The 24,339-nt window shown below is 60.9% G+C and carries 23 protein-coding genes; 1 reads left to right on the top strand and 22 read right to left on the bottom strand.

Annotation, left to right across the window (positions count from 1 at the left end; genetic code table 11):
* Window positions 1-7: 7 nt before the first annotated feature.
* Window positions 8-1,123 carry a bifunctional diaminohydroxyphosphoribosylaminopyrimidine deaminase/5-amino-6-(5-phosphoribosylamino)uracil reductase RibD gene (ribD, locus tag PLH32_11220; protein ID HQJ65172.1) on the bottom strand — a complete coding sequence of 372 codons (1,116 nt, stop codon included), beginning with the start codon at window positions 1,121-1,123 and terminating at the stop codon, window positions 8-10.
* Window positions 1,124-1,551: 428 nt separating this feature from the next.
* Between ribD and PLH32_11215 the strand changes: the two genes are divergently transcribed.
* Window positions 1,552-4,251 carry a vitamin B12-dependent ribonucleotide reductase gene (locus PLH32_11215; protein HQJ65171.1) on the top strand — a complete coding sequence of 900 codons (2,700 nt, stop codon included), beginning with the start codon at window positions 1,552-1,554 and terminating at the stop codon, window positions 4,249-4,251.
* Window positions 4,252-4,331: 80 nt separating this feature from the next.
* On the opposite strand, the gene PLH32_11210 is transcribed toward PLH32_11215, so the two are convergent.
* The 21 genes from PLH32_11210 to kdsB all read right to left on the bottom strand — a co-directional run bounded on the left by PLH32_11210 (window position 4,332) and on the right by kdsB (window position 24,321).
* A complete protein-coding gene (locus tag PLH32_11210) occupies window positions 4,332-4,682 on the bottom strand; it encodes an STAS domain-containing protein (protein ID HQJ65170.1) in 351 nt (116 codons plus the stop codon).
* Window positions 4,683-4,821: 139 nt separating this feature from the next.
* Window positions 4,822-5,574 carry a glycosyltransferase family 2 protein gene (locus PLH32_11205; protein HQJ65169.1) on the bottom strand — a complete coding sequence of 251 codons (753 nt, stop codon included), beginning with the start codon at window positions 5,572-5,574 and terminating at the stop codon, window positions 4,822-4,824.
* Window positions 5,571-5,903, bottom strand: a complete 333-nt coding sequence (locus PLH32_11200) for a hypothetical protein (protein ID HQJ65168.1) — start codon at window positions 5,901-5,903, stop codon at window positions 5,571-5,573. The genes PLH32_11205 and PLH32_11200 overlap by 4 nt, the downstream gene beginning before the upstream one ends.
* 1 nt (window position 5,904) lies before the next feature.
* Window positions 5,905-6,999 carry a glycosyltransferase family 9 protein gene (locus tag PLH32_11195; protein ID HQJ65167.1) on the bottom strand — a complete coding sequence of 365 codons (1,095 nt, stop codon included), beginning with the start codon at window positions 6,997-6,999 and terminating at the stop codon, window positions 5,905-5,907.
* A 205-nt stretch (window positions 7,000-7,204) separates the two neighbouring features.
* Window positions 7,205-7,489 (bottom strand): hypothetical protein, encoded by a 285-nt coding sequence (locus PLH32_11190; GenBank protein HQJ65166.1) that lies wholly within the window; start codon window positions 7,487-7,489, stop codon window positions 7,205-7,207.
* A 140-nt stretch (window positions 7,490-7,629) separates the two neighbouring features.
* On the bottom strand, window positions 7,630-8,742 hold the full coding sequence (locus PLH32_11185) for a glycosyltransferase family 9 protein (GenBank protein HQJ65165.1): 1,113 nt from the start codon (window positions 8,740-8,742) through the stop codon (window positions 7,630-7,632).
* A gap of 3 nt (window positions 8,743-8,745) precedes the next feature.
* Complete coding sequence (locus PLH32_11180) at window positions 8,746-9,843, bottom strand: glycosyltransferase (GenBank protein ID HQJ65164.1); 1,098 nt, start codon at window positions 9,841-9,843, stop codon at window positions 8,746-8,748.
* Window positions 9,844-9,920: 77 nt separating this feature from the next.
* Complete coding sequence (locus PLH32_11175; protein ID HQJ65163.1) at window positions 9,921-11,003, bottom strand: glycosyltransferase; 1,083 nt, start codon at window positions 11,001-11,003, stop codon at window positions 9,921-9,923.
* Window positions 11,004-11,037: 34 nt separating this feature from the next.
* Window positions 11,038-12,009, bottom strand: a complete 972-nt coding sequence (locus PLH32_11170) for a GNAT family N-acetyltransferase (protein ID HQJ65162.1) — start codon at window positions 12,007-12,009, stop codon at window positions 11,038-11,040.
* Between the two features lie 18 nt (window positions 12,010-12,027).
* Window positions 12,028-12,939 carry an ornithine carbamoyltransferase gene (gene argF / locus PLH32_11165; GenBank protein ID HQJ65161.1) on the bottom strand — a complete coding sequence of 304 codons (912 nt, stop codon included), beginning with the start codon at window positions 12,937-12,939 and terminating at the stop codon, window positions 12,028-12,030.
* Window positions 12,940-13,018: 79 nt separating this feature from the next.
* Window positions 13,019-14,383: an ATP-dependent protease ATPase subunit HslU gene (hslU, locus tag PLH32_11160; GenBank protein HQJ65160.1), complete on the bottom strand. Its 1,365-nt coding sequence runs from the start codon at window positions 14,381-14,383 to the stop codon at window positions 13,019-13,021.
* A 3-nt stretch (window positions 14,384-14,386) separates the two neighbouring features.
* Complete coding sequence (gene hslV, locus PLH32_11155) at window positions 14,387-14,932, bottom strand: ATP-dependent protease subunit HslV (protein HQJ65159.1); 546 nt, start codon at window positions 14,930-14,932, stop codon at window positions 14,387-14,389.
* A gap of 92 nt (window positions 14,933-15,024) precedes the next feature.
* Window positions 15,025-16,455, bottom strand: a complete 1,431-nt coding sequence (rpoN, locus tag PLH32_11150) for an RNA polymerase factor sigma-54 (protein ID HQJ65158.1) — start codon at window positions 16,453-16,455, stop codon at window positions 15,025-15,027.
* Window positions 16,456-16,551: 96 nt separating this feature from the next.
* Window positions 16,552-17,289 (bottom strand): LPS export ABC transporter ATP-binding protein, encoded by a 738-nt coding sequence (gene lptB, locus PLH32_11145; protein HQJ65157.1) that lies wholly within the window; start codon window positions 17,287-17,289, stop codon window positions 16,552-16,554.
* On the bottom strand, window positions 17,279-18,442 hold the full coding sequence (locus PLH32_11140) for an OstA-like protein (protein HQJ65156.1): 1,164 nt from the start codon (window positions 18,440-18,442) through the stop codon (window positions 17,279-17,281). Before PLH32_11140 ends, lptB begins: the two co-directional genes overlap by 11 nt.
* Window positions 18,439-19,176, bottom strand: a complete 738-nt coding sequence (gene lptC, locus PLH32_11135) for an LPS export ABC transporter periplasmic protein LptC (protein HQJ65155.1) — start codon at window positions 19,174-19,176, stop codon at window positions 18,439-18,441. The genes PLH32_11140 and lptC overlap by 4 nt, the downstream gene beginning before the upstream one ends.
* Window position 19,177: 1 nt before the next feature.
* Window positions 19,178-20,104: a lysophospholipid acyltransferase family protein gene (locus PLH32_11130; GenBank protein HQJ65154.1), complete on the bottom strand. Its 927-nt coding sequence runs from the start codon at window positions 20,102-20,104 to the stop codon at window positions 19,178-19,180.
* Entirely contained in the window at window positions 20,101-21,036 is a 936-nt protein-coding gene (locus PLH32_11125; GenBank protein HQJ65153.1) for a KpsF/GutQ family sugar-phosphate isomerase, read from the bottom strand. The genes PLH32_11130 and PLH32_11125 overlap by 4 nt, the downstream gene beginning before the upstream one ends.
* A gap of 37 nt (window positions 21,037-21,073) precedes the next feature.
* Window positions 21,074-21,916, bottom strand: a complete 843-nt coding sequence (gene kdsA / locus PLH32_11120; GenBank protein HQJ65152.1) for a 3-deoxy-8-phosphooctulonate synthase — start codon at window positions 21,914-21,916, stop codon at window positions 21,074-21,076.
* A complete protein-coding gene (locus tag PLH32_11115) occupies window positions 21,903-23,567 on the bottom strand; it encodes a CTP synthase (GenBank protein HQJ65151.1) in 1,665 nt (554 codons plus the stop codon). Before PLH32_11115 ends, kdsA begins: the two co-directional genes overlap by 14 nt.
* The gene (kdsB, locus tag PLH32_11110) at window positions 23,557-24,321 is read right to left on the bottom strand and encodes a 3-deoxy-manno-octulosonate cytidylyltransferase (GenBank protein ID HQJ65150.1); all 765 of its coding nucleotides are present in this window, start codon (window positions 24,319-24,321) and stop codon (window positions 23,557-23,559) included. The genes PLH32_11115 and kdsB overlap by 11 nt, the downstream gene beginning before the upstream one ends.
* Window positions 24,322-24,339 lie beyond the last annotated feature (18 nt).

Here is a 24,339-nt window from a genome sequence, read left to right as displayed (position 1 = left end):
GTGTACCTCAATCCAGATAGCGCACTTGACCCTGCACGAGAATATCCACGGGCAGGATATCGACCTTCATCTCCTCGATCTGGATCGCGGTGTTGAGGGCGCGGATACCGAGGTCGCCGATGGCATCGATGCCGCTGCCGATTATCTTGGGGGCGATGAAGAGGGCGATCCGGTCGACGGCATGGGTCTTAAGGCAGGCGGTGGCAACCGCACTGCCGCCCTCGATCAGGACCGAAGTGTAGCCGGTCTCGGCCAGCTTACGCCAGAGGGCCTGCTGGTCCACCCAGCCGCGTTCATCCTCGGGCAGCACCAGGACTGTTGCGCCCTTCTCCTGAATGCGGCTGATTTTTTCTTTTGACGCCGCCGGGGTGGTGACGATGGTAGTCCGGTGCGGCATCGAATCGGCGATAATCCGTGCGTCCAGAGGTACGCGCAGGTGGCTGTCCAGGACCAGGCGATGCGGGGAAACCGCCTCGACCAGGCGCACCGTCAGCTGGGGGTCGTCTGCAAGGACCGTGTTGATGCCGATGAGCAAAGCGTCATGGCGGGAACGCAAGCGATGGGCTTCGGTGCGGCTCTCCTTCGAAGAGATCCATTTGGAATGCCCGGTGCTGGTGGCGATGCGGCCATCGAGGCTCTGCGCGACCTTGAGGGTCACCAGGGGACGGCCGAGAGTGATCCAGGTGCAGTAGCCGGCATTGAGCGCGGCGGCTTCCGCTTCCATCACGCCGGTGGTCAGCTCGATCCCCCGGGTGCGCAGCCAGGCGAATCCCTTGCCGTTGACCAGGGGATTGGGGTCTTTCATCGCCGCGACCACCCGCACGATGCCGGCGCTGAAGATCCGCTCGACACAGGGGCCGGTCCGCCCCTGGTGGCAACAGGGCTCCAGGGTGACATAGAGCGTGGCTTCCTCGGCGGCCTCGCCAGCCTGCTCGATCGCGTTGATCTCGGCGTGCGCTCCGCCCAGGTGCTGATGCCAGCCCTCCGCGATGATCCGCCCCTCCTTGACCAGGATGGCGCCCACCATGGGATTGGGGCTCACCTTCCCCCGCCCCTTCTCCGCCAAAGCCAGGGCGCGGGCCATATAGTGCTGGTCGATCGCGCTCGAACCGTTTTGCAACACTGCCGTGCTCTTCTCCGAGGAAATCCTAATTGAAACAAAATTTACGGATTACTTGCCGCGAAAGCAAGCTATTTCCGCCCACACGGCTAAACAGTCCGGCAGATTGGAATATTCCCTGCAACTCCAATGGCTACTACAACTTGACGTCTCGCACAAAATTACTACAAAATATTGATATTTTCACTTGACAATGGCCCGCCGATTTTCTAAATTGACACTGCAGCAAGCAATTGAGCGACTTCGATGTGCAGCCGAGTCTTTGCCCCCCTTGCTTCAGCAACCGAACCGTGGGATCGGGGGCCTCTGCCGAATCAATCCTCTAATCCAAAAAAATCAATACGACTCACACAGCGCTGAACTTGGCGTGCGGGGATTGTTGTCTTTATTCTCGAGGAGTGTCTATGAAGGAGTATGTCAAGTCGGACCAGATGGCGCTGATCGATGAAGAACCGACCCTCTTCCCGGAAGGGCCCAAGGAACGGGAGCGGTTGAGTATTCCGCGCTTTTTCACCCGGCCCGGGATCCATCCCTATGACGAACTGACGTGGGAATTGCGGAGCGCATCGATCACTAACGACAAAGGCGAGGTTATCTTCGAACGTGAAGACATCGAAGCGCCCGTGACCTGGAGCCAGACTGCCCTCAACATCGTCACTTCCAAGTACTTCCATTCCCATAAAAACGCCAGCGCCCCGGAAAGCAGCATTAAGACCATGATCGACCGGGTGGTGCAGACCATCGCGCGCTGGGGCGAAGAGCAGGGCTATTTTGAGACACCTCAGGACGCCCGGACTTTCGAGTGGGAACTTACCCACCTGCTGGTCAATCAAAAGGCCTCCTTCAACAGCCCGGTCTGGTTCAATATGGGGGTGGAGGAGCATCCGCAGTGTTCCGCCTGCTTTATCAATTCGGTGGAAGACACTATGGAGTCGATCCTCGATCTAGCCAAGACCGAGGGGATGCTCTTCAAGTTCGGCTCAGGCACGGGTACCAACCTCTCGCCGTTGCGCTCTTCCAAGGAAAAGCTCTCAGCCGGCGGCAGCGCCTCCGGCCCGGTCTCCTTCATGCGCGGCTACGATGCCTTTGCCGGGGTGATCAAGTCCGGCGGCAAAACCCGGCGCGCGGCCAAGATGGTCATCCTCAACGTCGACCATCCCGATATCGTCGAGTACATCAATTGCAAAGCGAACGAGGAAAAGAAGGCCTGGGCCCTGATCGAGCAGGGCTATGATGGCACCTTTGGCGGCGAGGCCTACCAGTCGGTCTTTTTCCAGAATTCTAACAACAGCGTCCGCGTCACCGAAGAATTCATGCAGGCGGTCAAGATGGACGGGCTTTGGCAGACGCACGCGGTGACCGACGGCAAGGTGGTCGAAAGCTTCCGTGCGGCCGATCTCTTCAAGATGATGGCGGAAGCGGCCTATATCTGCGGAGACCCCGGCATTCAGTTCCATTCCACGATCAACGACTGGCACACCTGCCCCAATTCGGCGCCAATCAACGCCTCGAATCCCTGCAGCGAGTATATGTTCATCGACAACTCCTCCTGCAATCTCGCCTCGTTGAACCTGCTGAAATTCGTCAAGGAGAGCGGTGAATTCGACATCGAGGCTTTCCGGCGCGCGGTGCATATCTTCATCATTGCACAGGAGATCATCGTCGGCCCGGCCAGTTACCCCAACGAGCAGATCACCCGCAACAGCCATCTCTTCCGTCCCCTCGGGCTTGGCTATGCCAATCTGGGCGCCCTGCTGATGTACTACGGTTTGCCCTATGACAGCGCGCAGGGACGAGCCCTTGCGGCCGCGGTCACCGCCCTGATGACCGGCCAGGCCTATCTCAGTTCGGCGATCATCGCGAGCGCGATGGGACCCTTCGCGGAGTATGAGAAGAACCGCGAGCCGATGCTGCGCGTCATCCGCAAGCACTGCGCCGCTCTCGAGGAGATCGATCCGGACCTGACCCCCGCCGCTCTGCTCGATGCCGCCAATGAGGTCTGGAACGACGCCCATGAAATGGGTGAACGCTACGGCTACCGCAACGCCCAGGTTACCGTGCTGGCGCCAACCGGTACCATCGGCTTCATGATGGACTGCGACACCACCGGCATCGAGCCCGATATCGCTCTAATTAAATACAAACGCCTCGTCGGCGGCGGCAAGCTCAAACTGGTCAACAAAACCATCGCCCCCGCCCTGCACCGCCTCGGTTATCCTGACGCCCAGGTCAATGAGATCATCGCCTATCTCGAACGCGAGGATACGATCGAGGGAGCGCCTTACCTCAGCCCGGAACACCTGCCGGTTTTCGACTGCGCGTTTATGCCGCTCAACGGCAACCGCTTCATCCACTATATGGGACATGTGCGGATGATGGCTGCAGTGCAGCCCTTCCTCTCGGGCGCCATCTCCAAAACCGTGAACATGCCGACGGACTGCACGGTGGACGATATCTCCTCGGTCTACATGGAGGCCTGGAAGCTGGGGCTCAAGTCCATCGCCATCTACCGCGACGGCTCGAAGCATTCTCAGCCCATGTCCACCAAGAGCGGCGAGGATCAGGAGAAAAAGGAGGCCGCCTTCACGGGGCAGCGCCGTCGCCTCCCGGATGAACGGCGTTCCTGCACCCACAAGTTCTCCATCGCCGGACACGAGGGTTATATCACGGTGGGCGAATACAACGATGGCAAGCCGGGCGAGATCTTTGTCACCATGGCCAAAACCGGCTCGGCGATCTCCGGGCTGGTCGATGCCTTTGCCACCTCGATTTCGATCAGCCTGCAGTACGGCGTGCCCCTGGAGGTGCTGGTGCGCAAGTTCAGCTATACTCATTTCGAGCCCTATGGCTGGACGCCCAATCCCTCGATTCATTTCGCCAAATCGATCGCCGATTATATCTTCCGCTGGCTGGAGCAGAAATACCTGACCAAACGCGTCTCGGATGATGAAAAGCCGGCTGAGATCGACGGCTTCAAATCCTCCACCCCACAGAGCCAGAGGGACAGCGAAGACAAGGTCTTTGTCGAGCAGAGCGACGCCCCCCCTTGCCATAACTGTGGTTCGATCATGGTGCGCAATGGAGCCTGCCACAAATGCCTGGTTTGCGGTAGCACCGACGGTTGCTCCTGATCGACGGTCCGATTAAAAAAGAAAAGCCCACTCTTCCGCTGGAAGGGTGGGCTTTTTTGTCTGGAATCCGAAACGGGCGGCTACGCCCCCTCAGCCATCCCGGCCAGCGCCTCCGCCTCATCGTTATAGCTGGTCAGGACGTTGCCGACCTGAGCGATGTGGATCAGCTTGCTCACCCGCTTTTGCGTCCCGAGCAGTGCAAACTGGCGTTCGTTGGCGCGGGCCTGCCGTAAACCCAGCAGCAGCGCCCCCAAGCCGGAGGAATCGACGAACTTGACCTTGGTCAAATCGAGTAGGATGTTGTTGCCGGTCTCATCGCTGATGAGCAGCAGGAGCTGGGCTTTGAGATCTGGAGCGATCCGGGCGTTTAGACGCTCTTCCCTGAGCCGGAAAATATAGGTATGGTTACGGGTATCCACTGTGAAATTCATGGCGGAAAGCCTCCGTGGCAAACGCTGCACTGAGATCCACAAAAAGCGCTTGGGTTGATATGATGTAATGTAATTGATTTGCGGCAAAGGTTCAAGTGATAATTTTCACCGGTTGCAGATCGGCTGGGCCCGCCGCCGCTCAGGCTCTGCCGCGCTGCAGTTCAAGGAGCTTGGCGTACTTGGCAGCAACATAGTTGGCCGAAAGCAGGCAAAGGACCAACCCGTGGCGGCCGTCGCGGAAGCCGCCCTTGAGCACGTACATCTTGATGAACGCGTGCAAAGGCCGGAGGAAGAGGCTCATCATCCCGAAACGCTGCCTGCCCGCATCGAGTTCCCCGGCCGCGAGCGAGGTATAAGTGTTGAATTTTCGGAAATAGTGTTCCAGGGAATCATCGGTATAGTGTTCGAGATCACCACGCAGACGGCCGCGCTCCCCAGCGAGCAATAGGGTCTCGTGGACCGTGCGGTCATCGAAACGCCCCTGGTCGCGGCGGAAGAGGCGGAGCACATATCCCGGATACCAGCCGCAGTGGCGGATCCAGCGGCCGAGAAAATAGGCCTTGCGCGGCATCTCGAAACCCGCCACCGCCGTCGGCGCGGCAAGGGTGCGACGGATCTCAGCAGCCAGCTCCGGCGTCACCCGCTCGTCGGCGTCGAGCCAAAGCACCCACTCGCCACGGGCGCGTTCCACGGCGAAGTTCTTCTGGCCGCTGTAACCGCGGAACTTTTCGACATAAACATGGTCCGTGTAGCGTCGCGCGATGGCGGCGGTATCGTCGCTGCTTTCCGAATCGACGACGACGATCTCGTCAGCCCAGGCAACACTCTCCAGGCAGGCGGCGATATGCCGCGATTCATTCAGCGTGATGACGATGACTGAAAGAGTGCTCATGGCCGCACCTGCTCTCCCCAGCGCTCGCGCTCCTCGTGATGCTGCTGAAGGTGCCAGATCTTCATATTGAGCAGCATCAGCTGCAGAGCGGCGATCCAGGCGGCGCGGAATCCATCGAATCCTTGCAGAAGCCTGCCCTCGAGCAGCCCGATCCGCAGAAACCGTCCCAGCGGGTGCAGAACCAGGTCGGTGAAGCCGATCTCCGGACCTTCCGCAAGCTCCAGGGCCTGGCGCGAAGTGCGTTCGTTCATCAACGCGAGCCATTCGTGCAGCGAGGGAACACTTTCCGCCGATTCGCCGGCCAGGATCGCTTTTCTTGATTCACTCATTTCAAACCTGCCGCCATTCCGGCAAAGAGGCCACAGCGCGCGCTACGCCCGCCTGTACATCGGCAACGGTCAGGGTGGTCATACAGCGGATGTGGTCGCACGCGGTACGGTTGCATCCGAGGCAATCGAGTCCGCTGGCGGTCACGATCTGATGACCCGCCCCATAGGGCCCTTGCAGTTGCGGATTGGTCGGCCCGAAGAGCGCGACGCATCGGGTGCACACCGATGCCGCGATGTGCATCGGCCCCGAGTCGGTGCTGATCATGAGGTCAGCCCGCTGCAGCAGCGCTGCCAGTTCCTTGAGATCGGTCGGGGGGATGAGCGTGACCGGGACCGGGGCGAGGGCCGCGAGCTGCCGCGCTTGTTCGTATTCGCCGGGACCCCAGATGACCAGGATCCGCGCCCGATAATGCTGCACCAGCCGGCCGGCGAGCTCGGCGAAGCGCGCGAGGGGCCAGCGTTTGGCGGCCCAGCCGCCCGAAAAGTTGAGCGCTATAACCCGTTCGCCTTCGAGCCCGGCCTCGCGCCAAAAAGCCGCCGCCTTGCCCGCCGCGGCGGCGCTCAGGGCAAAAGAGAGGTGCCTTGAGGGCACGGGGATGCCCAGAAAGTTCAGGGCATCGAGATGCCACTCCGCCTCATGAACGCTTGCGGCTCGCGAAGGGACGATCACAGTATAGGCATTGCGGCGGAGGCGGTAATTATAGCCGACCCGCCAGGCGGCGCCGCTCCACCAGGTCAACAGGGCGCTGCGCGGATTGCCAAAAAAATCGAAGACCAGATCGTAGCCCGCGGAGCGGATGCGGCTCAGGAAAGCGAAATGAGCGCGGAGCTGTTCGCCGGCGCGTAGCCGGGCGATGGCCTTGCGTTCCAGGACCACCACGGCATCGAGCTGCGGATGGCCTGAGACAACCTGCTGCGAGACCTCCTCCGTGAGAAAATCGATGGCGGCAGCGGGGAAAGCCCGGCGCAGGTTGTCGATGACGATCGTCGAGAGCACGACATCGCCGACCGCGCGCAGTTTGATGACCAGGATCCGGCGGATCGATCCGGGCTCCGGTCTCTTTTCTCCGGCCGGCAGGGATGCGGATGGAATCAAAGCGATTTTCTCTCTCCTGCCCCCATTGCAGCTTGGGGACGAAAAAGCCCGGGCCAGCGGCTTCCGGGCTTGCAACCGGGGTGCAGCCGAACGCTGCACCCTCTGACTGTTCAAAAAGGCCTGATCTCGACTGGCCTATAAGGCCTGGCAGAGGTCTCCGGCCGGCAAGGATTCTACGAATGAAATATGACTGCCGTCAAGGGCATTATTCCCAATCATCATCACCTTCCCATTCCGGGGTGCCGTCAAGCCAATCTTCCTCGTCCTCTTCATCCCACTCCTCATCATCCTCCCAATCCTCATCGTCATCATCCCAAAACTCGTCGTCCCATTCCTCCTCCTCCTCGACCTCCACTTCTTCATCGGGGATATCTTCGAGTTCATCGGCATCGGGATCCTGATCGGCGATATCTTCTTCCTCTTCTTCTTCGTCTTCAGGGACGATATCATCGTTCAGTTCGTCGTCGTCGACAATTTTTTTTGCAGCCATTTTTACCTCAGTGTTAATCCATGGTTACCCGGTTAAAATCGCCCAAAAATATGGAATGGAAATCAGAAATGCAATCCTTTTTTTTCACAAAGCCGGCGTTATCGAGGATTGTCCTTGTCATCCATCCTTTTATTATACAATCATTTATCGATTCCAGACCTCAATAAGGCCCGCGCCGGCTCCAGCAGCTGTTCCAGGGTGACCGAAGTGCAGATATGGTCTGCGGCGCGCACAGCGACGAACGCTTCCCCCCAGGGTTTCCACTGGGTGGGATCGGTTGGGCCGAAGACGGCGACCAACGGGGTATCCACCGCCGCGCCGACGTGCATGACGCCGGTATCGTTGCAGAGGAACAAGTCCGCGGCGGCGAGAAGGGCCGCCATCTTGCGGATCTCCGCATGGCGGGAGTGCAGCGGCGGCCGATCAAGAGCGGCGAGCAATTCCTCACCTAGGTCATCTTCGCGTCCGCCCCAGGTCACATAGATCTGGGCGCCGATTTCGCTGGCGAGCTGGTTGGCCGCCGCGGCGAATCGGGCCGCAGGCCAGCGGTTGCCGAGTTTGCCGGCGCCGGGATGCAGCGCGATCAGCGGCCGTTCCGCCTCCCGCCCGAGCTGACGGAGGTGCTCCGCCGCCCAGGCCTGCTCCTCGGGCCGGAGGCGCATGTGCTCGCGGAGATCTTCCCCGCGGATACCGAGCGGGCTGAGGATGTCGAGGTTGCGCTGACTCTGATGCCGCACCCCTTCGATCCAGGGCGCATTGATATGATAAAAAAAGTTCCGCGATGTGCCGCTGAAACGCAGATGCCCGGAGCCGAGGATGGTCCCGCGCGTGGCGAAGCGGGCGATCAGATCACTGGTGAGGGAATGGCTGACGGTATTGAGCACGATCGTCAGGTCGGCCCTGCTCCACAACAAACGCAGCACCGCCGCCGCGCGTGCCCACGTCCAGTCCCCGCCGTGCTCATAGATGGGGACCACTGCATCGATATATTCATTGGCCTCCGCCACATGCGCCGTATAGCTGCGCGTCACCGCTGTGATGTGCGCTGCAGGATAGCGCTGCCGCACCGCCTTGAATACCGGGGTAGCCAGGAGGAAATCCCCGAGTTGATCGTGCTGGCGGACAATCAGAATGCGCCGGATGGCTCCATGATCGATCTCCGCAGGCGTCTTCTCCCGGACACCGAGTAGCCGCCCGAGAAATTTCAGCTGGTTGTGCTTGAAAAACTGCTCAAATCGGTTCCAGGGCTTCACCGCTCAACCTGCCTGTCTTGTCGAGGAGAACAGCGTTTCGAGGCGGTCGATCATCTGGTCGAGAGTGAAGTGGGTCTCCACCCGGCGGCGGCCGGCCTCACCCCAGGCGGCCGCGCGCGCCGCATCGCCCGCGATCTCGATCAGGGCAGCGGCCAGCGCCTCACTCTTGCCAACAGGCACCACGCGGCCGGTCTCGCCGTCGAGGACGATCTCCGGCATCGAGCTGATTCGCGTCGTGACACAGGGTTTGCCGGCGGCCATGGCCTCGATCAGCACGATGCCAAAGCCCTCCCACAGCGAGGGCAGGACCAGCAGGTCGATATCGCGCATCACCTCCTCGATCCGGTCATTGAAACCGGTTAAAAGGACGGCGTCCGTGAGGCCGTGCTGCTGACGCCATGCTTCGATCCAGCCCCGCAAGGGCCCTTCGCCGACCAGCACCAGGCGGCAGGCCGGCAGGCAGCTGTGCACCTGAAGAAAAGCGGGCAGCAGGGTCTGCAACCCCTTGCGCTCATCCAGCTGGCCGATGAATCCGATCAGGGGAACGCCCGATTCTACGCCGATACGGCGGCGAAAGTTCCCGTCGCCCGGAGCCTGGAACGGCAGGGGATCGATGCCGTTGTAGATGACATGGACCCGCTGCGGATCGAGCCAGGGGGCATTGCGCAGCAGCGCCCGCTTGGTGGCCTCGGAGTTGGCGATGACCGCCGCGGCCAGGACATTATAGCTGAAGCGGTAGCGCAGACGGTTTTTTAGGGGATAGTCGATGCCGCGGCGGGCAATAACCCGGCATCCGCCGGCCAGTTTGGCAGCGAGCCCCATGAAGCGCAGTTCCTTGTCCATGTTGGTCAGGACGATCTCGTAGCCGCCGCGACGTAACAGGCGCGCGGCCCGCAGGATCGTGACCGGACCCAGGTCGCCGCGGACGGCAAGGTAATGGACCGTGAGTCCGAGCGCCTCGGCCCGCTCGCCGACCAGGGTACCTGGCCGGCAGAGCAGAGCCACCGTATGTCCGCGTCGGTGCAGGGCCTCGAGGGCGCGCAGCATCCAGACCTCACCCCCGCCGAACATCTGGATGGTATTGACAAAAAGGATTTTCATCCTTCGGCGTTCCTGTTGTTATACGTCTGGCAGACGACCCCGCCATGAGTTGACCCAGCCAGGGGTGGGCGCAAGCGCTAGAGCAGTCCTGCCAGCTGATGAATGCGCCGCACCACAGCGCGGCTGTCATGATAGGCCTCGACCCATGCGCGTCCCTGCCGTCCCAACCGCCGCCGCAGCGCGCGGTCCTCGATGAGCCGGATCAGTGCTTCCCGCAGCGTCCCGGCCTGGACCTCGATGAAGGGATGGTCCGGATAGGCCGCCGCAAAACCGGCGGCCAGACAGCTCGCCACCGGGATCCCCATGGCCAGGGCTTCAAGGGCGTTGATGCCATAGCCGAGGTCGCCGATCTGATCGACGAAAATATCGCAGCTTCCCTTGAGGGCGATGGCGCTCTCCCAGGGCATGTTCTGGATCAGGGCCACCTCAAGATCCCGCTCCCGTGAGAGCTTCTGCAAGACAGGCACGATCACGTCGCTGCCCTTGGCGGCCCAGCTGGTGGGGGCATGGCCGATGCGCAGCGTCCGGCCAGTCAGGGGCTCGGGCTGCAAGCGGAAGCGGCGACTGTCGAAGGGGAAAAAGACATGGGAGAGGTGCGGATGCAGGGCCTGGTGATCGAACTCCACCGAGACATTGAGGTCGCTCAGGGCGTCGATCTCGGGGATGACGCCGCGCGTGCGCAGGTCGCTGCCCGTATAACAGCAGATGATCTTGCGGCCGCGCCGGTGCATCTCGGGAATAAAGTGCGGCTGCCGGGTGAAATCGAGGCCGCCGTCCAGCTGATAGACATCAAAAGTGTCGAGGCCGTACCGGGCGATCGCCGCGGCGATTTTGGGCTGCCACATCCGGTCGCGCAGCCGCACCAGCAGCCGTTCCGAGGCGGTATGCGGCCGCCACACCGGCGGGATCTTGTCGGGGAGGCGCAAGCGGTTATCGACCTGCAGCCGCTCCGGAGCAGAGACCCGGCGCTTGACCCAAAAGGTGCCGACGAAATCGATGAAGGCGAGATCGAGACAGATATCCTCAAAATAGCCGCGGCGGTCGTGAAAGAGGGTCACCAGCCGACTCTCGTGGCCGAGGGCCCGTTCCGCGCGCACCAGTTCGCCCGGCACACCGGAGGTGTTCATGGGCGCGATATGGAGGATCTTCAATCTGGCCATGGAGAGTCGCCGTTTCGGTGAGCCGTTCGTCGGATCAGCGGAAAACCAGTCTCAGACTGTCACGGAACACCCCCTGCGCACCAAAGCTCTCCTTGAAGTGGGCCAGTCCCCAGTTGGGATCCTCGTTGACCGTAAAAATGCCGAAATCAAGAAAAGCGTAACCGCCGGCCAGCCCCCAGTCGATGATATCGTGGAAGAGGGCATTGACACCCCGGTACTGCTGGTAGGCATCGTTGTGGCTGATGTAAAAGGCCAGCACCACCCGGGGATTGCAAATGAACATCACCACGCCGGCCACCATGGTCTTCCCGTGATAAGCGGCGAAGAGCTTGATGCGCTCGGGGAAGAGATCCCGCACCCGCAGCAGTTCCTCAAGCGTATGGGTCGGGTGGACATTGTGGCGCAGACGCAGGTTGTTCTTGAGGATGTCGTAAAAGGCGGCATAGTCCTCCGACTCACGCACGATCACCCCCTGCTTCTGCGCCCGCCGCACCGCGCGCCGCGAGCTTTCGCTGAAGGTGGAGAGGATCGCCTCACGCGGGAAATCGAGGGGAATGACGCTCGAAATCTCCCGTTTGCGGTAGGTAAAGCCGTTCTGCACCAAGGCAAAATCGATATAGTTGCTCGGGCGGCGGAAGTAGATTTGCGGCGGCGGCGTCAAGTCGATCGCGTCGAAGCCCTCGGCCCGGGCCCAGGCGATGGCGGCCTCGACCAGGTCGAAGCTTTCGCGGATGCCGAGGGTGTCGCGGACCATAAAGCCGCCATAGGAGGCGCCGCGGTGCGAGAGCAGGATGCGCCGCTCACCGTCATGGAAATCGACGGCCGGAAGCACGGCTATACGCCGGCCGCCCTGGTAAAACGAAAGGGAGTGGTCGGTGAAACGCCCCTCCGGATGGTATGAAAGAAACCGGCGTGTTTGAAAAAGGGTGCCGTTGTTGGCCGACCAGACAAATTCATCCCAGGCTGCAGCATCTTCTGCGGTATACCGGACCAGTTCGTACTTCAAAACGTGCTCCTTCTGCTTTCAGGCCATCAATTTGACCAGGATCGCCTTCTGGATGTGGAGGCGGTTCTCGGCCTCATCGAAGACGACGGAATGGGGGCCGTCCATCACCTCATCGGTCACCTCCTCGCCGCGGTGCGCGGGCAGGCAGTGCATGAAAATACAGTCTTTGGCGGCCTGCTTGAGCAGTTTGGCATTGACCTGATACAGCTTGAACACTTTACGCCGCGCGGCGGCCTCGGCTTCCTGACCCATACTGGCCCAAGTATCGGTATAGATCACTTCGGCGCCCTTGACCGCCTCGACCGGATCTTCGACGACCAGGATCCGGCTGACGCCCTTGTCGCGCGCCTTTTTGAGGATGCCGGCGTTGGGTTCGTACCCCTTGGGACAGGCGATGCGCAGGTCGAGGGGCAGGATGCCGGCGACGTTGATGAAGGAGTTGACGATGTTGTTGCCGTCCCCGACATAGGCCAGCTTGACGCCCTCATAATCCCCCTTATGCTCGATGATGGTGAGGAGATCCCCAAGGATCTGGCAGGGGTGGAGCAGATCGGAAAGGCCATTGATGACCGGAACCGACGCCCATTGGGCGAGCCCCTCGACCAGGTCATGTCCGAAAACCCGCGCCATGATGCCGTCGGCGAAGCGGGAGAGGACGCGCGCGACATCGGGGACCGATTCGCGCGTGCCGAGGCCGATTTCGGCGGGCCCAAGGTAGATGGCATGACCGCCGAGCTGGTACATACCGGTCTCGAAGGAGACGCGGGTGCGGTTGGAAGGTTTTTGAAAGACCATCACCAGCACCTTGCCCTTGAGCAGTTGGTGCTTTTCCCCCTTTTTGACTTTTTTCTTCAGTTTGCGGGCCAGTTTGAAGGTTTCAAGGATCTCAGCTTTGCTGAAATCGGTTTCAGCCAAAAAATCGCGTTTCACAAGAACCTCCCTCAGTTTGGATGAATGCCGGCCGATCCGCCCGATCGGCAGGTTCCGGTCGGCATGAATGTTCGGGGGATTACAGCACGTACCGGCTCAAGTCCTCGTCGGCGATCACTTCCCTCAGTTTGTCCTGCACCATTTTTTTGTCGATGCGCAGGGATTTGAGCGTCTCGTCCGGCAGCTGGAAGAGAATGTCCTCCAGCAGAATGGAGAGAACGGTGTGGAGGCGGCGGGCGCCGATGTTCTCGGCCCGCTCATTGGCTTCCGAGGCGATCCGGGCGATCTCGCTGACCGCTCCGCGTGTGAAGGCCAGATCGACCCCTTCGGTTCGCAGCAGTGCGATGTACTGCCGGATCAGGGCGTTTTTGGGTTCCACCAGGATGCGCTCGAAATCCTGCGCCGTAAGGCTGTGCAGCTCGACTCGGATCGGAAACCGGCCCTGGATCTCCGGGATGAGATCGGAGGGTTTTGCCAGATGAAAAGCGCCTGAGGCGATGAAGAGGATATGGTCGGTGCACACCATGCCGTATTTGGTGATCACGTTGGTGCCCTCGATGACCGGCAGGAGATCGCGCTGCACCCCGCTGCGCGAGACGTCGGGGCCCATCCCGTCGCCTTCGCCGATGATCTTGTCGATCTCATCGAGGAAGACGATGCCGGTCTCCTCGACGCGGTAGATCGCCTCACGCACCACCTCGTCGATATCGATCAGCTTTTGGGTCTCCTCCTGGGTCTGCAGCATCAGGGCTTCGGCGATGCTGATCTTGCGTCGTTTGGTCTTTTTGGGGATCATCGGGCCGAAGAGTTCCTGGATGCTGAGCCCCATCTCCTCGATGCCGATCGGAGAAATCACCTGCATCATCGGCGGCAGATCGCTGGAAACCTCCATCTCGATCAGCCGGTTATCGAGTTGGCCCTTGAGCAATTGCCGGCGCAGTTTGGCGCGGGTGCGGGCCAGCCGGGCCGTTTCTTCCGGGTCCGGTTTCTCTTTGCGGCTGGCATGCGCCTCCTCCTCACCGCTGTGCCTGGATTGCGGCAGCAAGAGGTCAAGGATCCGCTCGTAGGCCTGCTCCCGCGCCAGTTTCTGAACCTGCTCGACGCGCTCGCTACGCACCATATTGACCGCCAGATCGACCAGATCGCGGACGATCGATTCGACGTCACGGCCGACATAGCCCACTTCGGTGAACTTGGAGGCCTCTACCTTGATAAAGGGGGCGCTGTCCAGCCGCGCCAGCCGCCTTGCCAGCTCGGTCTTGCCGACGCCGGTGGGGCCGATGAGGATGATATTGTTGGGCATGATCTCTTCGCGGAGGTCATCAGCGACGAGCTGCCGGCGCCAGCGGTTGCGCAGGGCGATGGCCACGGCGCGCTTGGCTTCATCCTGGCCGATGATATATTTGTCCAGCTCGTGGACGATTTGCTGCGGGGTCATTTCCATGGGCTATTCCAGATACTCCAGGGTCAATTTGTCGTTGGTGAAAATGCAAATCCCCGCAGCGATCTTCATCGATTCCCTGGCGATTTCTTCGGCGGAGAGGCTGGTATGACTGATGAGCGCCCGCGCCGCGGCAAGCGCAAAAGGGCCGCCCGAGCCGATTGCGATGACGGTGTCGTCGGGTTCGATCAGATCCCCGGTGCCCGAAAGAAGAAAGATCTTTTCGCGGTTCAGGACGACCAGCTGCGCATCGAGGCGGCGCAGGTAGCGGTCCATACGCCAGTCCTTGGCCAGCTCGACGACCGAACGCGGCAGATGGCCGTTGAACTCCTCCAGCTTGGCCTCGAAACGTTCAAACAGGGTAAAGGCATCGGCGGCGCCGCCGGCGAATCCCGCCAGCACCTCGTCGTGATAGAGCTTGCGCACCTTACGGGCCCTGGTCTTGAGCACCATATCACCATAGGTGACCTGCCCATCGCCCGCAAGGACGGCTGTACCCTTGTGGCGCAGCCCGAGGATGGTGGTGGCATGAATGGAGGTGTTCAGGGACATTTGGATAACCTTTCGTGGTAACACCGAGTCCGCGCGCTGGCTGCGGATGGAGGCCGGCAGCCTCCTCCTGCCGGCGGCCCGGAGATGGACGATCAGATCTTGCGCCGCAGCCGCGAAACCGGCAGCCCCATTTGCTCTCGGTACTTGGCCACGGTACGTCGTGCCACATTGTAGCCCTTCTTCTTGAGCATTTCGGCGATCTTTTGGTCGTTATAGGGTTTCTTCGGGGGTTCGGCGGTAATGATATCTTTGATCAGGTTCTTGATGATCTTGTTGGAGACATCCTCCCCCTCGTCGCTGCGGATCTTTTCGCTGAAGAAATACTTGAGCTCAAAGAGCCCCCATTCGGTCTGGACATACTTGCCGTTGGTGACACGGCTAACGGTGGAGATGTCCATGCCGATCTCGTCGGCGATATCCTTGAGGATCAGGGGTTTCAGTTTTTCGGGGCCGAAGGCGAAAAAGTCATGCTGCTTTTCGACGATGGTCTCCATGACCCGCAAAATCGTCGCCCGCCGCTGATGGATCGAGTTGATCAGCCAGCGCGCAGACTCGAGGCGGTTCTTGATATAGTCCCGGGTCTCCTTGCTGGTGTGCTTGCGGTCGAGCATCATCTTGCGGTACTCGTTGTTGATCCGCAGCTGAGGGACATTCCAGTCGTGCATGTAGACGCGGAATTCGCCCTCCTCCTCGCGCACCTCGAGATCGGGGACAATATAGTTATCGACCAGCGAGGTGTAGCCTTCTCCCGGCTTGGGATTCAGCCGCGTGATGTGCGCAAAGGTCTCCTTGATGGTCTCGAGATCAATGCCGAGGTCCTTGGCCAGTTTTTCGAAACGCTTGTTCTTGAAATCCTCGAAATGATCGCGAAGGATGGTGATCGCCGTCTCGTTATGCGGTTTCTCTTCCAGCAACTGTACCAGAAGGCACTCCTGCAGATTGCGCGCACCGATGCCGACGGGATCAAATCGCTGGATGACGCCAAGGATGCGTTCGATGGTCGCGACATCCAACTGAAGATTTTCGGCGATCGCTTCGATGGGGGTGCCGAGATAGCCGACGGGATTGATGTTCCAGATGATGTACTCCCCGATCACCTGTTCCTCGGGTGAAAGGGGCGAAAGGTTGAGTTGGGTGAGGAGGTGATCGGTCAGGTTCTCCTGATAGACCTCCGGTCGCTCATAGGTGTCGACATTTTTTTCACGGGGGACGCGCACCTCATAGCTCTCTTCGTCGTTGAGGATCTCCTCCCAGTCGATTTCCTCCTTCTCGGCCTGCTCCTTTTTCTCGGCCGGATCGACCTCCTCGTCGGGCTCTTCCTGCTCGAGCGTCTGCTCCTGATTTTCGTCGGTCTCCTGAATCAGATCCTCCTCGGTTTCGAGTTCGAGGAGGGGGTTGGTCTCCAACTCCAAGCGGATGCGCTGCTCGAGACTAAGGACGGGCAACTGCAGCAGCGAAGAGAGCAGCACCTGTTGCGGAGACTGCTTGAGCTGCATGACCAGTTTTTGCGATAATTGTACCATGGTTAAAAAAACTCCAGACCCATATGTATGTGCACCCACACCCATTCGGCTGGTGGATAGCCGGGCGTCACCCCCGTTTGCCATGCCGCCCGGCGGCTACCGATCCAGCTTGAATTTATCCCCAAAATAGAGTTTGCGCGCTTCTTCATCGCTGGCCAGATACTCGGCCGTACCCTCCTTGAGCACCCGGCCCTCGTAAAGCAGATAGGCACGGTCGGTGATGGAAAGGGTTTCATGAACATTGTGATCGGTAATCAGCACACCAATACCGCGCTTCTTGAGATCCGCGACAATGTGCTGGATGTCCTCCACCGCGAGGGGATCGACTCCGGCGAAGGGCTCGTCGAGAAGCATAAAACCGGGATTGGTCACCAGAGCCCGGCAGATCTCCACCCGGCGCCGCTCACCACCCGAGAGGGTGAAGGCCTTGCTCCTGGCCACACGCGTCACCCCGAGATCCTCCAGCAGCTGGTCACACCGCTCGCGCCGCTGTTTGCGGTTCAGGGGCAGGGTTTCCAGGATCGCCAGGATGTTCTCCTCGACGCTCAGCCGGCGGAAGACCGAGGCCTCCTGCGGCAGATAGCCGATGCCCATGCGGGCGCGGCGATACATCGGCAGCCCGGTGATCTCCTGATCGTCAATATAGATCCGGCCTGAATCGGGACGAATCATCCCGACGATCATGTAAAATGTGGTGGTCTTGCCGGCGCCGTTCGGGCCGAGCAGGCCGACCGTCTCGCCCTTGCGGATTTCGATGCTGACCTGGTCTACAACCTTGCGCTTGCCGTAAATTTTGACGAGCTCGGTGCAGTGCAGCCTCGGTTCAGCGGCCATCGTTCGGACTCTCGTCGGTTTGGAGATGGAAAGGTTGCAGCAGGGGCTCCAATTCTTTCAACAGCGGGCCCTGCCGGCCGTCGGGATAAAAGATGCCGTTGGAGGCGGCCGGACTGCTCTTCACGCCGACCCGACTCACCTTGCCCTCCCGGAAGCTCATCATCAATTCATCTCCCAGCACCTTGTTGATCCCCTGATATTTCTTCTCGTCGTAAAGGTGATAATAGCTCGTCGCCCGGCCCTGGACATGAACCGAATCGACCTTGTGGTTGGCGAGGCCGACATAGACCTCTTCGCCGCTGAGGTAATCGTACTGCCGCTTCGTACTCACCAGGGTGTCCACCCGGGTCAGGACGATCGCGTGGCCGCGGATGGTCAGGCCGGTCAGCTGGCGCTGCCGCAGGTGCAGATCGATTTCCGTCCCGCGCAAAAAGTCGAACGAGCGCTGCGCTTCGGGCTGCAGCTTCAAGGTGAGCTTGTCGCTCTTGCGCTCGAAGAGCAGCTCACCGCACGTCGCGGAAACTTCGCCCTGTCGCAGGGTCACCTCATCCCTGGCCGAGATGCGCGCGCCATCCTCAAACATCTCCATGGTGCGGCTGCGCACGGCCAGGCTGTCGCCGCCGGTCGAGTCGTGGCGGACGAAGAGCGGTGCGCCCTCGACGCGGGCGTACCCCTTGAGGCGGAGGTACTCGATGCGCTGGCCCGCCAGATAGACCCGTTCGCTCGAATCGGCGATCACCGCCCGGCCTTCGGCCAGCGCCCGCTCCTCCTTCTCAAAATAATGTAGGGCGTCGGCGGTCAAGTGCTGACGGGGTGTGATCAGCTGCGCGCGGCCGCTGGCGATCTGCTCGCGCCGGATCTCCCAATGCTGGATCTGATCAGCGCGCAGTTCGCGCGGCGGGGTGACGATGCGCACCCGGCCTGAAAAGCGCGCGAAATGCTCCTCAGGGTACTGGACGGCGCGGTCACAGTACATGCGGCTTGAATCCTGCATGAACTCGACCTGGCCCATCAGCTCACGCACGAGACGGCCATTCTCGAGATAGCCCCGGGCAGAGTCCGCATGCACCAGCTGCAACGTGCCGCCCCAGGCCTGATAACCGGTGCAGCCCAGACACAGAACGATCACTCCTCCCAGCCGGAGGCGCCTCATCGCGGTTCACCCTGGTTACCAGCCGGGACCGCCGGGTCCGAATCGGGGTGGGCAGCGGGCGCCTTGCCTTCACGGGCTGGCGCCGTTGAATCGGAGGGGAAGGGCGGCCGTTTTTTAAAGCGGTCTCCGGAAAGGTCGATGCTCGTGTGGCTCGCCCCTGAGAGCTGCTTGATACGCCAGTTGTGCATCTGGGTATCCGATTCAAAACCCCGGCCGTAGAGCGTATCGCCCCTGTTGCTGATAAGGACCACATCAAGATCCGAATAAATCTTGCCCGTCGCCTGGCGATACCCCAGGCTTTCGGTGAACACCGTGACCCCGGTATCCGAGACCACAACCACATGCCCCGTGGCGGTGATATCGTTGGTGGACTCGTTCATCTCGCCCCGCTCGGCGTCAAGCCGGGTGCGCTTACGGCCGTTGAGGTCATAAAAATCAACCCCCACCCCCTCGTCAAAATAGACCTTTTTCCGGTTGCTGAAGCGGCGCATATGGCCATAGGTGACGATGGCTTCGGGTCGTCCCTTGCGGGTGGCATGTACCGTGGAATTCCATCCCTCCTGATCCGGGATTTCCCCGTTCTGATCCTCCAGGGGGCCGGCAGCCTTATCCTTGCGGCAACCGGAAGCCAGTGCCAGAGCGAGGATGGCCGCAAGCAAGGCCGCGTAGTACAGGTGGCTCCGCAGCGCGCTGCGGCGCGATCGCAGCCGGGCAGGGTGTCCACGTCGGCTCATGTCAGTCCTCGCCCAACAAAGCCGGTTCGCCGGGCTGCTTTTTCCAGCGCTCATGCATCCAGACCCATTGCTCCGGGTGACGCCGGATCGCGCGTTCATAGGCATCCGAGATGGATTGGGTATTGACCTGAAGGTCATTGGTCGCGTCGCCTGTATTGATCAGGGCGATCTCCTCATCGAATTCGATGGTATAGGTGCCGTCCGGCTCGAGATGAATAAATGCGGGCAGTAAGGCACACCCCAGTTTCTGCGCCAGAGTGACCGGGCCCGTCGCCGTGTGGGCCGGACGCCCGAAAAAATTGACAAAAACCCCTTCGACGCGCGTATCCTGGTCGACGAGCATGCCCAAAACCTCATTGCCGCGCAGGGCGCGGATGATCTCGCGCGTCCCCTTGCCGCGCGCGATGTTGGTATAGCCGGCGCTGTTGCGCAGATCGACGATGAGCCGGTCGAGACGCGGGTCATAGGATGAGGTGCCAACCACTTTGACCGGGAAACCATTCTGCGCTACCCAGGCGCCGAAGAGCTCCCAGTTGCCGAAATGGCCGGTAAGGACAATCACGCCCTTGCCGCGCGCATAGGCCGCCTTGAGACGCTCGAGGCCCCGCTCCCGGACCAGCGTATCGAGGCCGCCGGCGACCAGGCGCGGGATGCAAATGGCATCAGCAGCCATCGCCCCGAGATGACGCCAGACCGCCCGCGCCAGTTCGGCGATCTCCGCCGTGCTTTTCTCTCCGGTATAGGCCAGGGTGAGGTGGCGGAGCGTTTTCTCCCGCTCCTTACGCGCCAGACGAAACCCGGCGCCTGCCAGAGCGCGCATCAGCCCCATAGCCGTGCGGCGCGGCAGCCGGCGCAGCAGGCCGATGAGCAGGACCACCAGCCCGTAGATCAGATCGTTCTTGAGCCGCTTCTTCATGGGCGCTTTCACGACCCTATCCCCGCTTCGAGCAGGTCATGAAGGTGGAGCATGCCCACGGGATGACGCGTTTCATCGACCACCACGATCTGCAGGATGTTATACTGTTTCATCACCTCCAGCGCCTGGCTGGCCCTGCTGGCCGGGCTGATGGTTTTCGGCGCGGGATTCATAAAGTCGCCGGCTCGAAGTGAACGCAGATCCTCGCGATCCTGCATCGTGCGCCGCAGATCGCCGTCCGTGATCAGACCGGCCAGTTTGCCCGCCTCATCGACGACGCAGGTGCAGCCGAAGCGCTTGCGGGTGATCTCAAAAATCACCTCGCGTAGAGTCGCTCCCGGCCGTACTGCCGGGATGTGCTCGCCGGTGAACATCAACTCGGAAATCCGCAGCAGCTTTTTACCGAGCGTGCCTCCGGGATGAAGAAAGGCGAACTCTTCGCGGCCGAAATCCCGTTTCTTCAGCAGCGCGACCGCCAGGGCATCTCCCATGGCCATAGTCGCGGTGGTGCTCGCCGTCGGCGCCAGATCAAGCGGGCAGGCCTCCTCGGCGACGCTGACATCCAGTACCACATCGCTGCGTTGCGCCAGGGCCGAGCGCATATTGCCCGTCAGGGTGATGACCGGAACCCCGATCTCCTTGAGCATCGGGAAAAGGTTGGTGATCTCGTCGGTGTTGCCGCTCTTGGAGATGCAGATCACTACATCGTTCTTGAGCACCATGCCCAGGTCGCCGTGCACCGCCTCGACCGGGTGGAGAAAATAGGCGGAAGTGCCGGTGCTGGTCAGGGTGGCGGCGATCTTTTTGCCGACGATCCCCGATTTGCCAAGGCCGGTGATGATCACCCTTCCCTTGCAGTTCAGGATCAGCTCGACTGCACGGGTGAATCCCTCACCCACCTTGGGGATCAGGCCGGCAATCGCTTCACTCTCGATTCGCAGCACCTCCAGGGCGCTCGCGATCGGGTCGCTGTCGTCACGGTCAGGCAGGATACTTCGCCTCCAGTTCGCGGCGCAGGTCGTCGATGCGTTTTGCCTGAATCAGCAGATGCTCGAGACGATCGAGCGGCCACATGCTCGCTGCATCGCAGAGGGCTTCGGAGCAGTTGGGATGGGTCTCGACAAAGAGGACTTCGCAGCCGGCCGCCAAAGCCGCCCGCGTCAACGCCGGCACGAAGTGGGGATTGCCCCCCGCCGGATCGCTGGAAGAGATCCCGTAGACGCGGATGGCATGAGTCGGATCGATCACTACCGGATAACCCAAACTCCGCATGATCGGCAGACTGCGGTAATCGATGACCAGATTGTGATAGCCGAAAAAAGTGCCCCGCTCGGTGAGCAGGATGTTCTCGTTGCCTTCCTCCTCGATCTTTTTGATGACATTCTTCATGTCCATGGGATCGAGAAATTGGCCCTTTTTAATGTTGATCGCCTTGCCGGTGCGCGCCGCCGCCAGCGACAGAGAGGTCTGCATCGAAAGATAGGCCGGGATCTGGATGACATCGAGCACCTCACCCGCCACGGTGGCCTCCTGCTCATTATGCACATCCGAAAGGACCGGCACCCCCAGGATGCTGCGCACCTTGTCGAGGATGCGCAACCCCTCGTGCAGCCCAAAGCCCTGAAAGGATTTGGCAGAGGAGCGGTTGTCCTTGGTGTAGGAGGATTTGAGAATGTAGGGCATGCCGAGTTTCCGGGCGATATTTTGCACCCGCTCGGCGGTGCGCAGCACCAGTTCTTCGCTCTCGATGACGCAGGGTCCGGCGATCAGGGCGAGGGGTTCCTCCGGACCAATGCGGATAGCACCGATTTTAATCGTCTTCATGCACAAATTCCTTGTTATCGATGGTGAGCATCCTGAGCTTGTAGTCAAGTGCGGCCGCAACGAACTCCCGGAAAAGGGGATGGGCCGCGAGCACCCGACTCTTGAGCTCGGGGTGGAACTGCACCCCCACAAACCAGGGATGGCGTTGCAGTTCGATCACCTCCACCAGACCGGTCTCCGGATTGCGGCCGGCTACCGTCAGTCCCTGCTGGGTCATTTGTTCCACATAGCTGTTGTTGACCTCGAAGCGGTGGCGATGGCGCTCCGTGATCTCGCCGTTCCGGTAGGCTTTGTGCGCCAGGGTGCCGGGTTCGAGCAGGCAGCGGTAGGCCCCCAGCCGCATCGTGCCTCCCTTCTCCTCCACCTTGACCTGAGTCGCCATCAGATCGATGACCGGATGGGGCGTGGCCGGGTCGAACTCGGTGCTGTTGGCACCCTCGAGTCCGCAGATGCTGCGGCTGAATTCGATCACCGCGCACTGCAACCCCAGGCAAATCCCGAAAAAGGGAATCTGGTGTTCGCGGGCGAAGCGGATGGCTGCAATCTTGCCCTCGATGCCGCGCTCGCCGAAGCCGCCGGGGATGAGCAGACCGGAGATATCCTGGAGGAAGCGTTCAGCGCCCTTGGCCTCGATCTCCTCGGAATCGAGCCACTTGAGCTCGACCTTGGCGTCATTCTCGACACCGGCGTGGATGAAAGCCTCGATGATGCTCTTGTAGGAATCCTTGAGATTGGTGTATTTACCGCAGATGGCGATACGCACGAATCCGGCAGGATCCTTCGCTTTACGGACGAAGGTCTTCCATCCCGCCAGATCCGGTTCGCAGGGCTCGAGGCCCAAACGCGCCACCACACGGTCGCCCACGCCGTCCTCCTCGAAGAGCAGCGGCAGCTCATAGATGGTATCACAATCGCGCGCCTCAAAGACCATCTCGGCCGGCAGCGAACAGAAGAGGGCGATCTTTTCTCGGGCCTCCTTGGGGATGGGCACCTCGGTGCGGCAGAGAAGCATGTCGGGCTGAAGTCCGATTTCACGCAGCTTCATCACCGAATGCTGGGTCGGTTTGGTCTTGATCTCCCCCGAGGCGCGGATGTAGGGCACCAGGGTGAGATGGACATTCATCACATTCTGATGGCCCTGCTCAAGGGTGAACTGGCGGATAGCCTCAAGGAAGGGCTGCCCCTCGATATCGCCGACCGTCCCGCCCACTTCGATGAGGACCACATCGTAAGGAACCTCGCCCTCGCCGACGGCGAGGATGCGGCGCTTGATCTCATCGGTGATGTGAGGAATCACCTGAACGGTCTTGCCGAGATAATCGCCGCGGCGCTCACGGGTGATGACGGTGTAATAGATCTGGCCCGTAGTGGTATTGTTGCGGCGGCTCATATTGGTGTGAATGAAGCGCTCATAGTGCCCGAGATCCAGATCGGTCTCCGCGCCGTCATCGGTCACATAGACCTCGCCGTGCTGAAAGGGCGAGAGGGTTCCGGGATCGACATTGATATAGGGATCGAGCTTGATGATCGTGACGCTGTAGCCGCGCGCCTTGAGCAGCCGGCCGATCGAGGCGGCGGAGATGCCCTTGCCGAGGCTTGAAACCACACCGCCGGTAAAAAAGATGTATTTGGTGTGTCCCTTATTGAGCATCTTCCATCTCCTTGATCCGGCGTTCGACCGCTGTGATGTGTTCCGGCAGGTCGACGCAGACCGGCCGGAAATCGCACAATCCGACCTTGATGATATACCCGTTTTCGAGCGCGCGCAGCTGCTCGAGTTTTTCGGCCTGCTCCAGCTGCGAGGCCGGCAGCGAGGCATAACCCAGCAAAAAAGGCTTGCGATAGGCATAAATGCCGATCTGGTCGTAAAAGGGATGCAGACTGGCCCACTCCCGTACCTCCCGGACATCGCGCACAAAGGGAATGGCGGCGCGGCTGAAATAGAGGGCGCGTTGCGTGCGATCGATGACCACCCGCGCCGTGTCGTGGCCGAGAAGCTCCGCGCCATCATCAACGCGCCGCGCCAGGGTGGCCATTACCGCCGCATCATCGGAGAGCAGGGTCGCCGCGACCAGCTCGAGGGCGGCGGGATCGATGAGGGGTTCATCCCCCTGGAGGTTGACCACGACCTCGACATCGAGATCGCGCGCGACCCAGGCGACGCGATCGGTGCCGGAGGCGAGGTCGCCAGGGGTCATGACCACGCGACCGCCAAAAGCAGCGACGGCATCGAAGATGCGCGCGTCATCGGTGGCGACGCACAGGTGGTCAAAGCCCTTCGCCATCGCCGCCCGCTCGTAGACACGCTGAATCATCGGTTTGCCGGCGATCAGGGCCAGGGGTTTGCCAGGGAAGCGCGAGGAAGCATAGCGCACCGGAATGATGACCGCCTTGCGCAAACTCACCGGGACCTCCAAACGCAG

The sequence above is a fragment of the bacterium genome, assembly GCA_035419245.1.
Classification (GTDB): Bacteria; Zhuqueibacterota; Zhuqueibacteria; order Residuimicrobiales; family Residuimicrobiaceae; genus JAKPUX01.
The sequence above is the reverse complement of the archived record's forward strand: the minus strand, read 5'-3'. Positions and strand labels throughout refer to the sequence as shown.

Excerpts from the sequence above, each read along its gene's own strand:
- PLH32_11215 (HQJ65171.1), top strand. The coding sequence starts at position 1,552 with ATGGCGCTGATCGATGAAGAACCGACCCTCTTCCCGGAAGGGCCCAAG.
- PLH32_11210 (HQJ65170.1), bottom strand. The coding sequence starts at position 4,682 with ATGAATTTCACAGTGGATACCCGTAACCATACCTATATTTTCCGGCTC.
- PLH32_11205 (HQJ65169.1), bottom strand. The coding sequence starts at position 5,574 with ATGAGCACTCTTTCAGTCATCGTCATCACGCTGAATGAATCGCGGCAT.
- PLH32_11200 (HQJ65168.1), bottom strand. The coding sequence starts at position 5,903 with ATGAGTGAATCAAGAAAAGCGATCCTGGCCGGCGAATCGGCGGAAAGT.
- PLH32_11190 (HQJ65166.1), bottom strand. The coding sequence starts at position 7,489 with ATGGCTGCAAAAAAAATTGTCGACGACGACGAACTGAACGATGATATC.
- PLH32_11180 (HQJ65164.1), bottom strand. The coding sequence starts at position 9,843 with ATGAAAATCCTTTTTGTCAATACCATCCAGATGTTCGGCGGGGGTGAG.
- PLH32_11175 (HQJ65163.1), bottom strand. The coding sequence starts at position 11,003 with ATGGCCAGATTGAAGATCCTCCATATCGCGCCCATGAACACCTCCGGT.
- hslU (HQJ65160.1), bottom strand. The coding sequence starts at position 14,383 with ATGGAAATGACCCCGCAGCAAATCGTCCACGAGCTGGACAAATATATC.
- hslV (HQJ65159.1), bottom strand. The coding sequence starts at position 14,932 with ATGTCCCTGAACACCTCCATTCATGCCACCACCATCCTCGGGCTGCGC.
- rpoN (HQJ65158.1), bottom strand. The coding sequence starts at position 16,455 with ATGGTACAATTATCGCAAAAACTGGTCATGCAGCTCAAGCAGTCTCCG.
- lptB (HQJ65157.1), bottom strand. The coding sequence starts at position 17,289 with ATGGCCGCTGAACCGAGGCTGCACTGCACCGAGCTCGTCAAAATTTAC.
- PLH32_11140 (HQJ65156.1), bottom strand. The coding sequence starts at position 18,442 with ATGAGGCGCCTCCGGCTGGGAGGAGTGATCGTTCTGTGTCTGGGCTGC.
- lptC (HQJ65155.1), bottom strand. The coding sequence starts at position 19,176 with ATGAGCCGACGTGGACACCCTGCCCGGCTGCGATCGCGCCGCAGCGCG.
- kdsA (HQJ65152.1), bottom strand. The coding sequence starts at position 21,916 with ATGAAGACGATTAAAATCGGTGCTATCCGCATTGGTCCGGAGGAACCC.
- PLH32_11115 (HQJ65151.1), bottom strand. The coding sequence starts at position 23,567 with ATGCTCAATAAGGGACACACCAAATACATCTTTTTTACCGGCGGTGTG.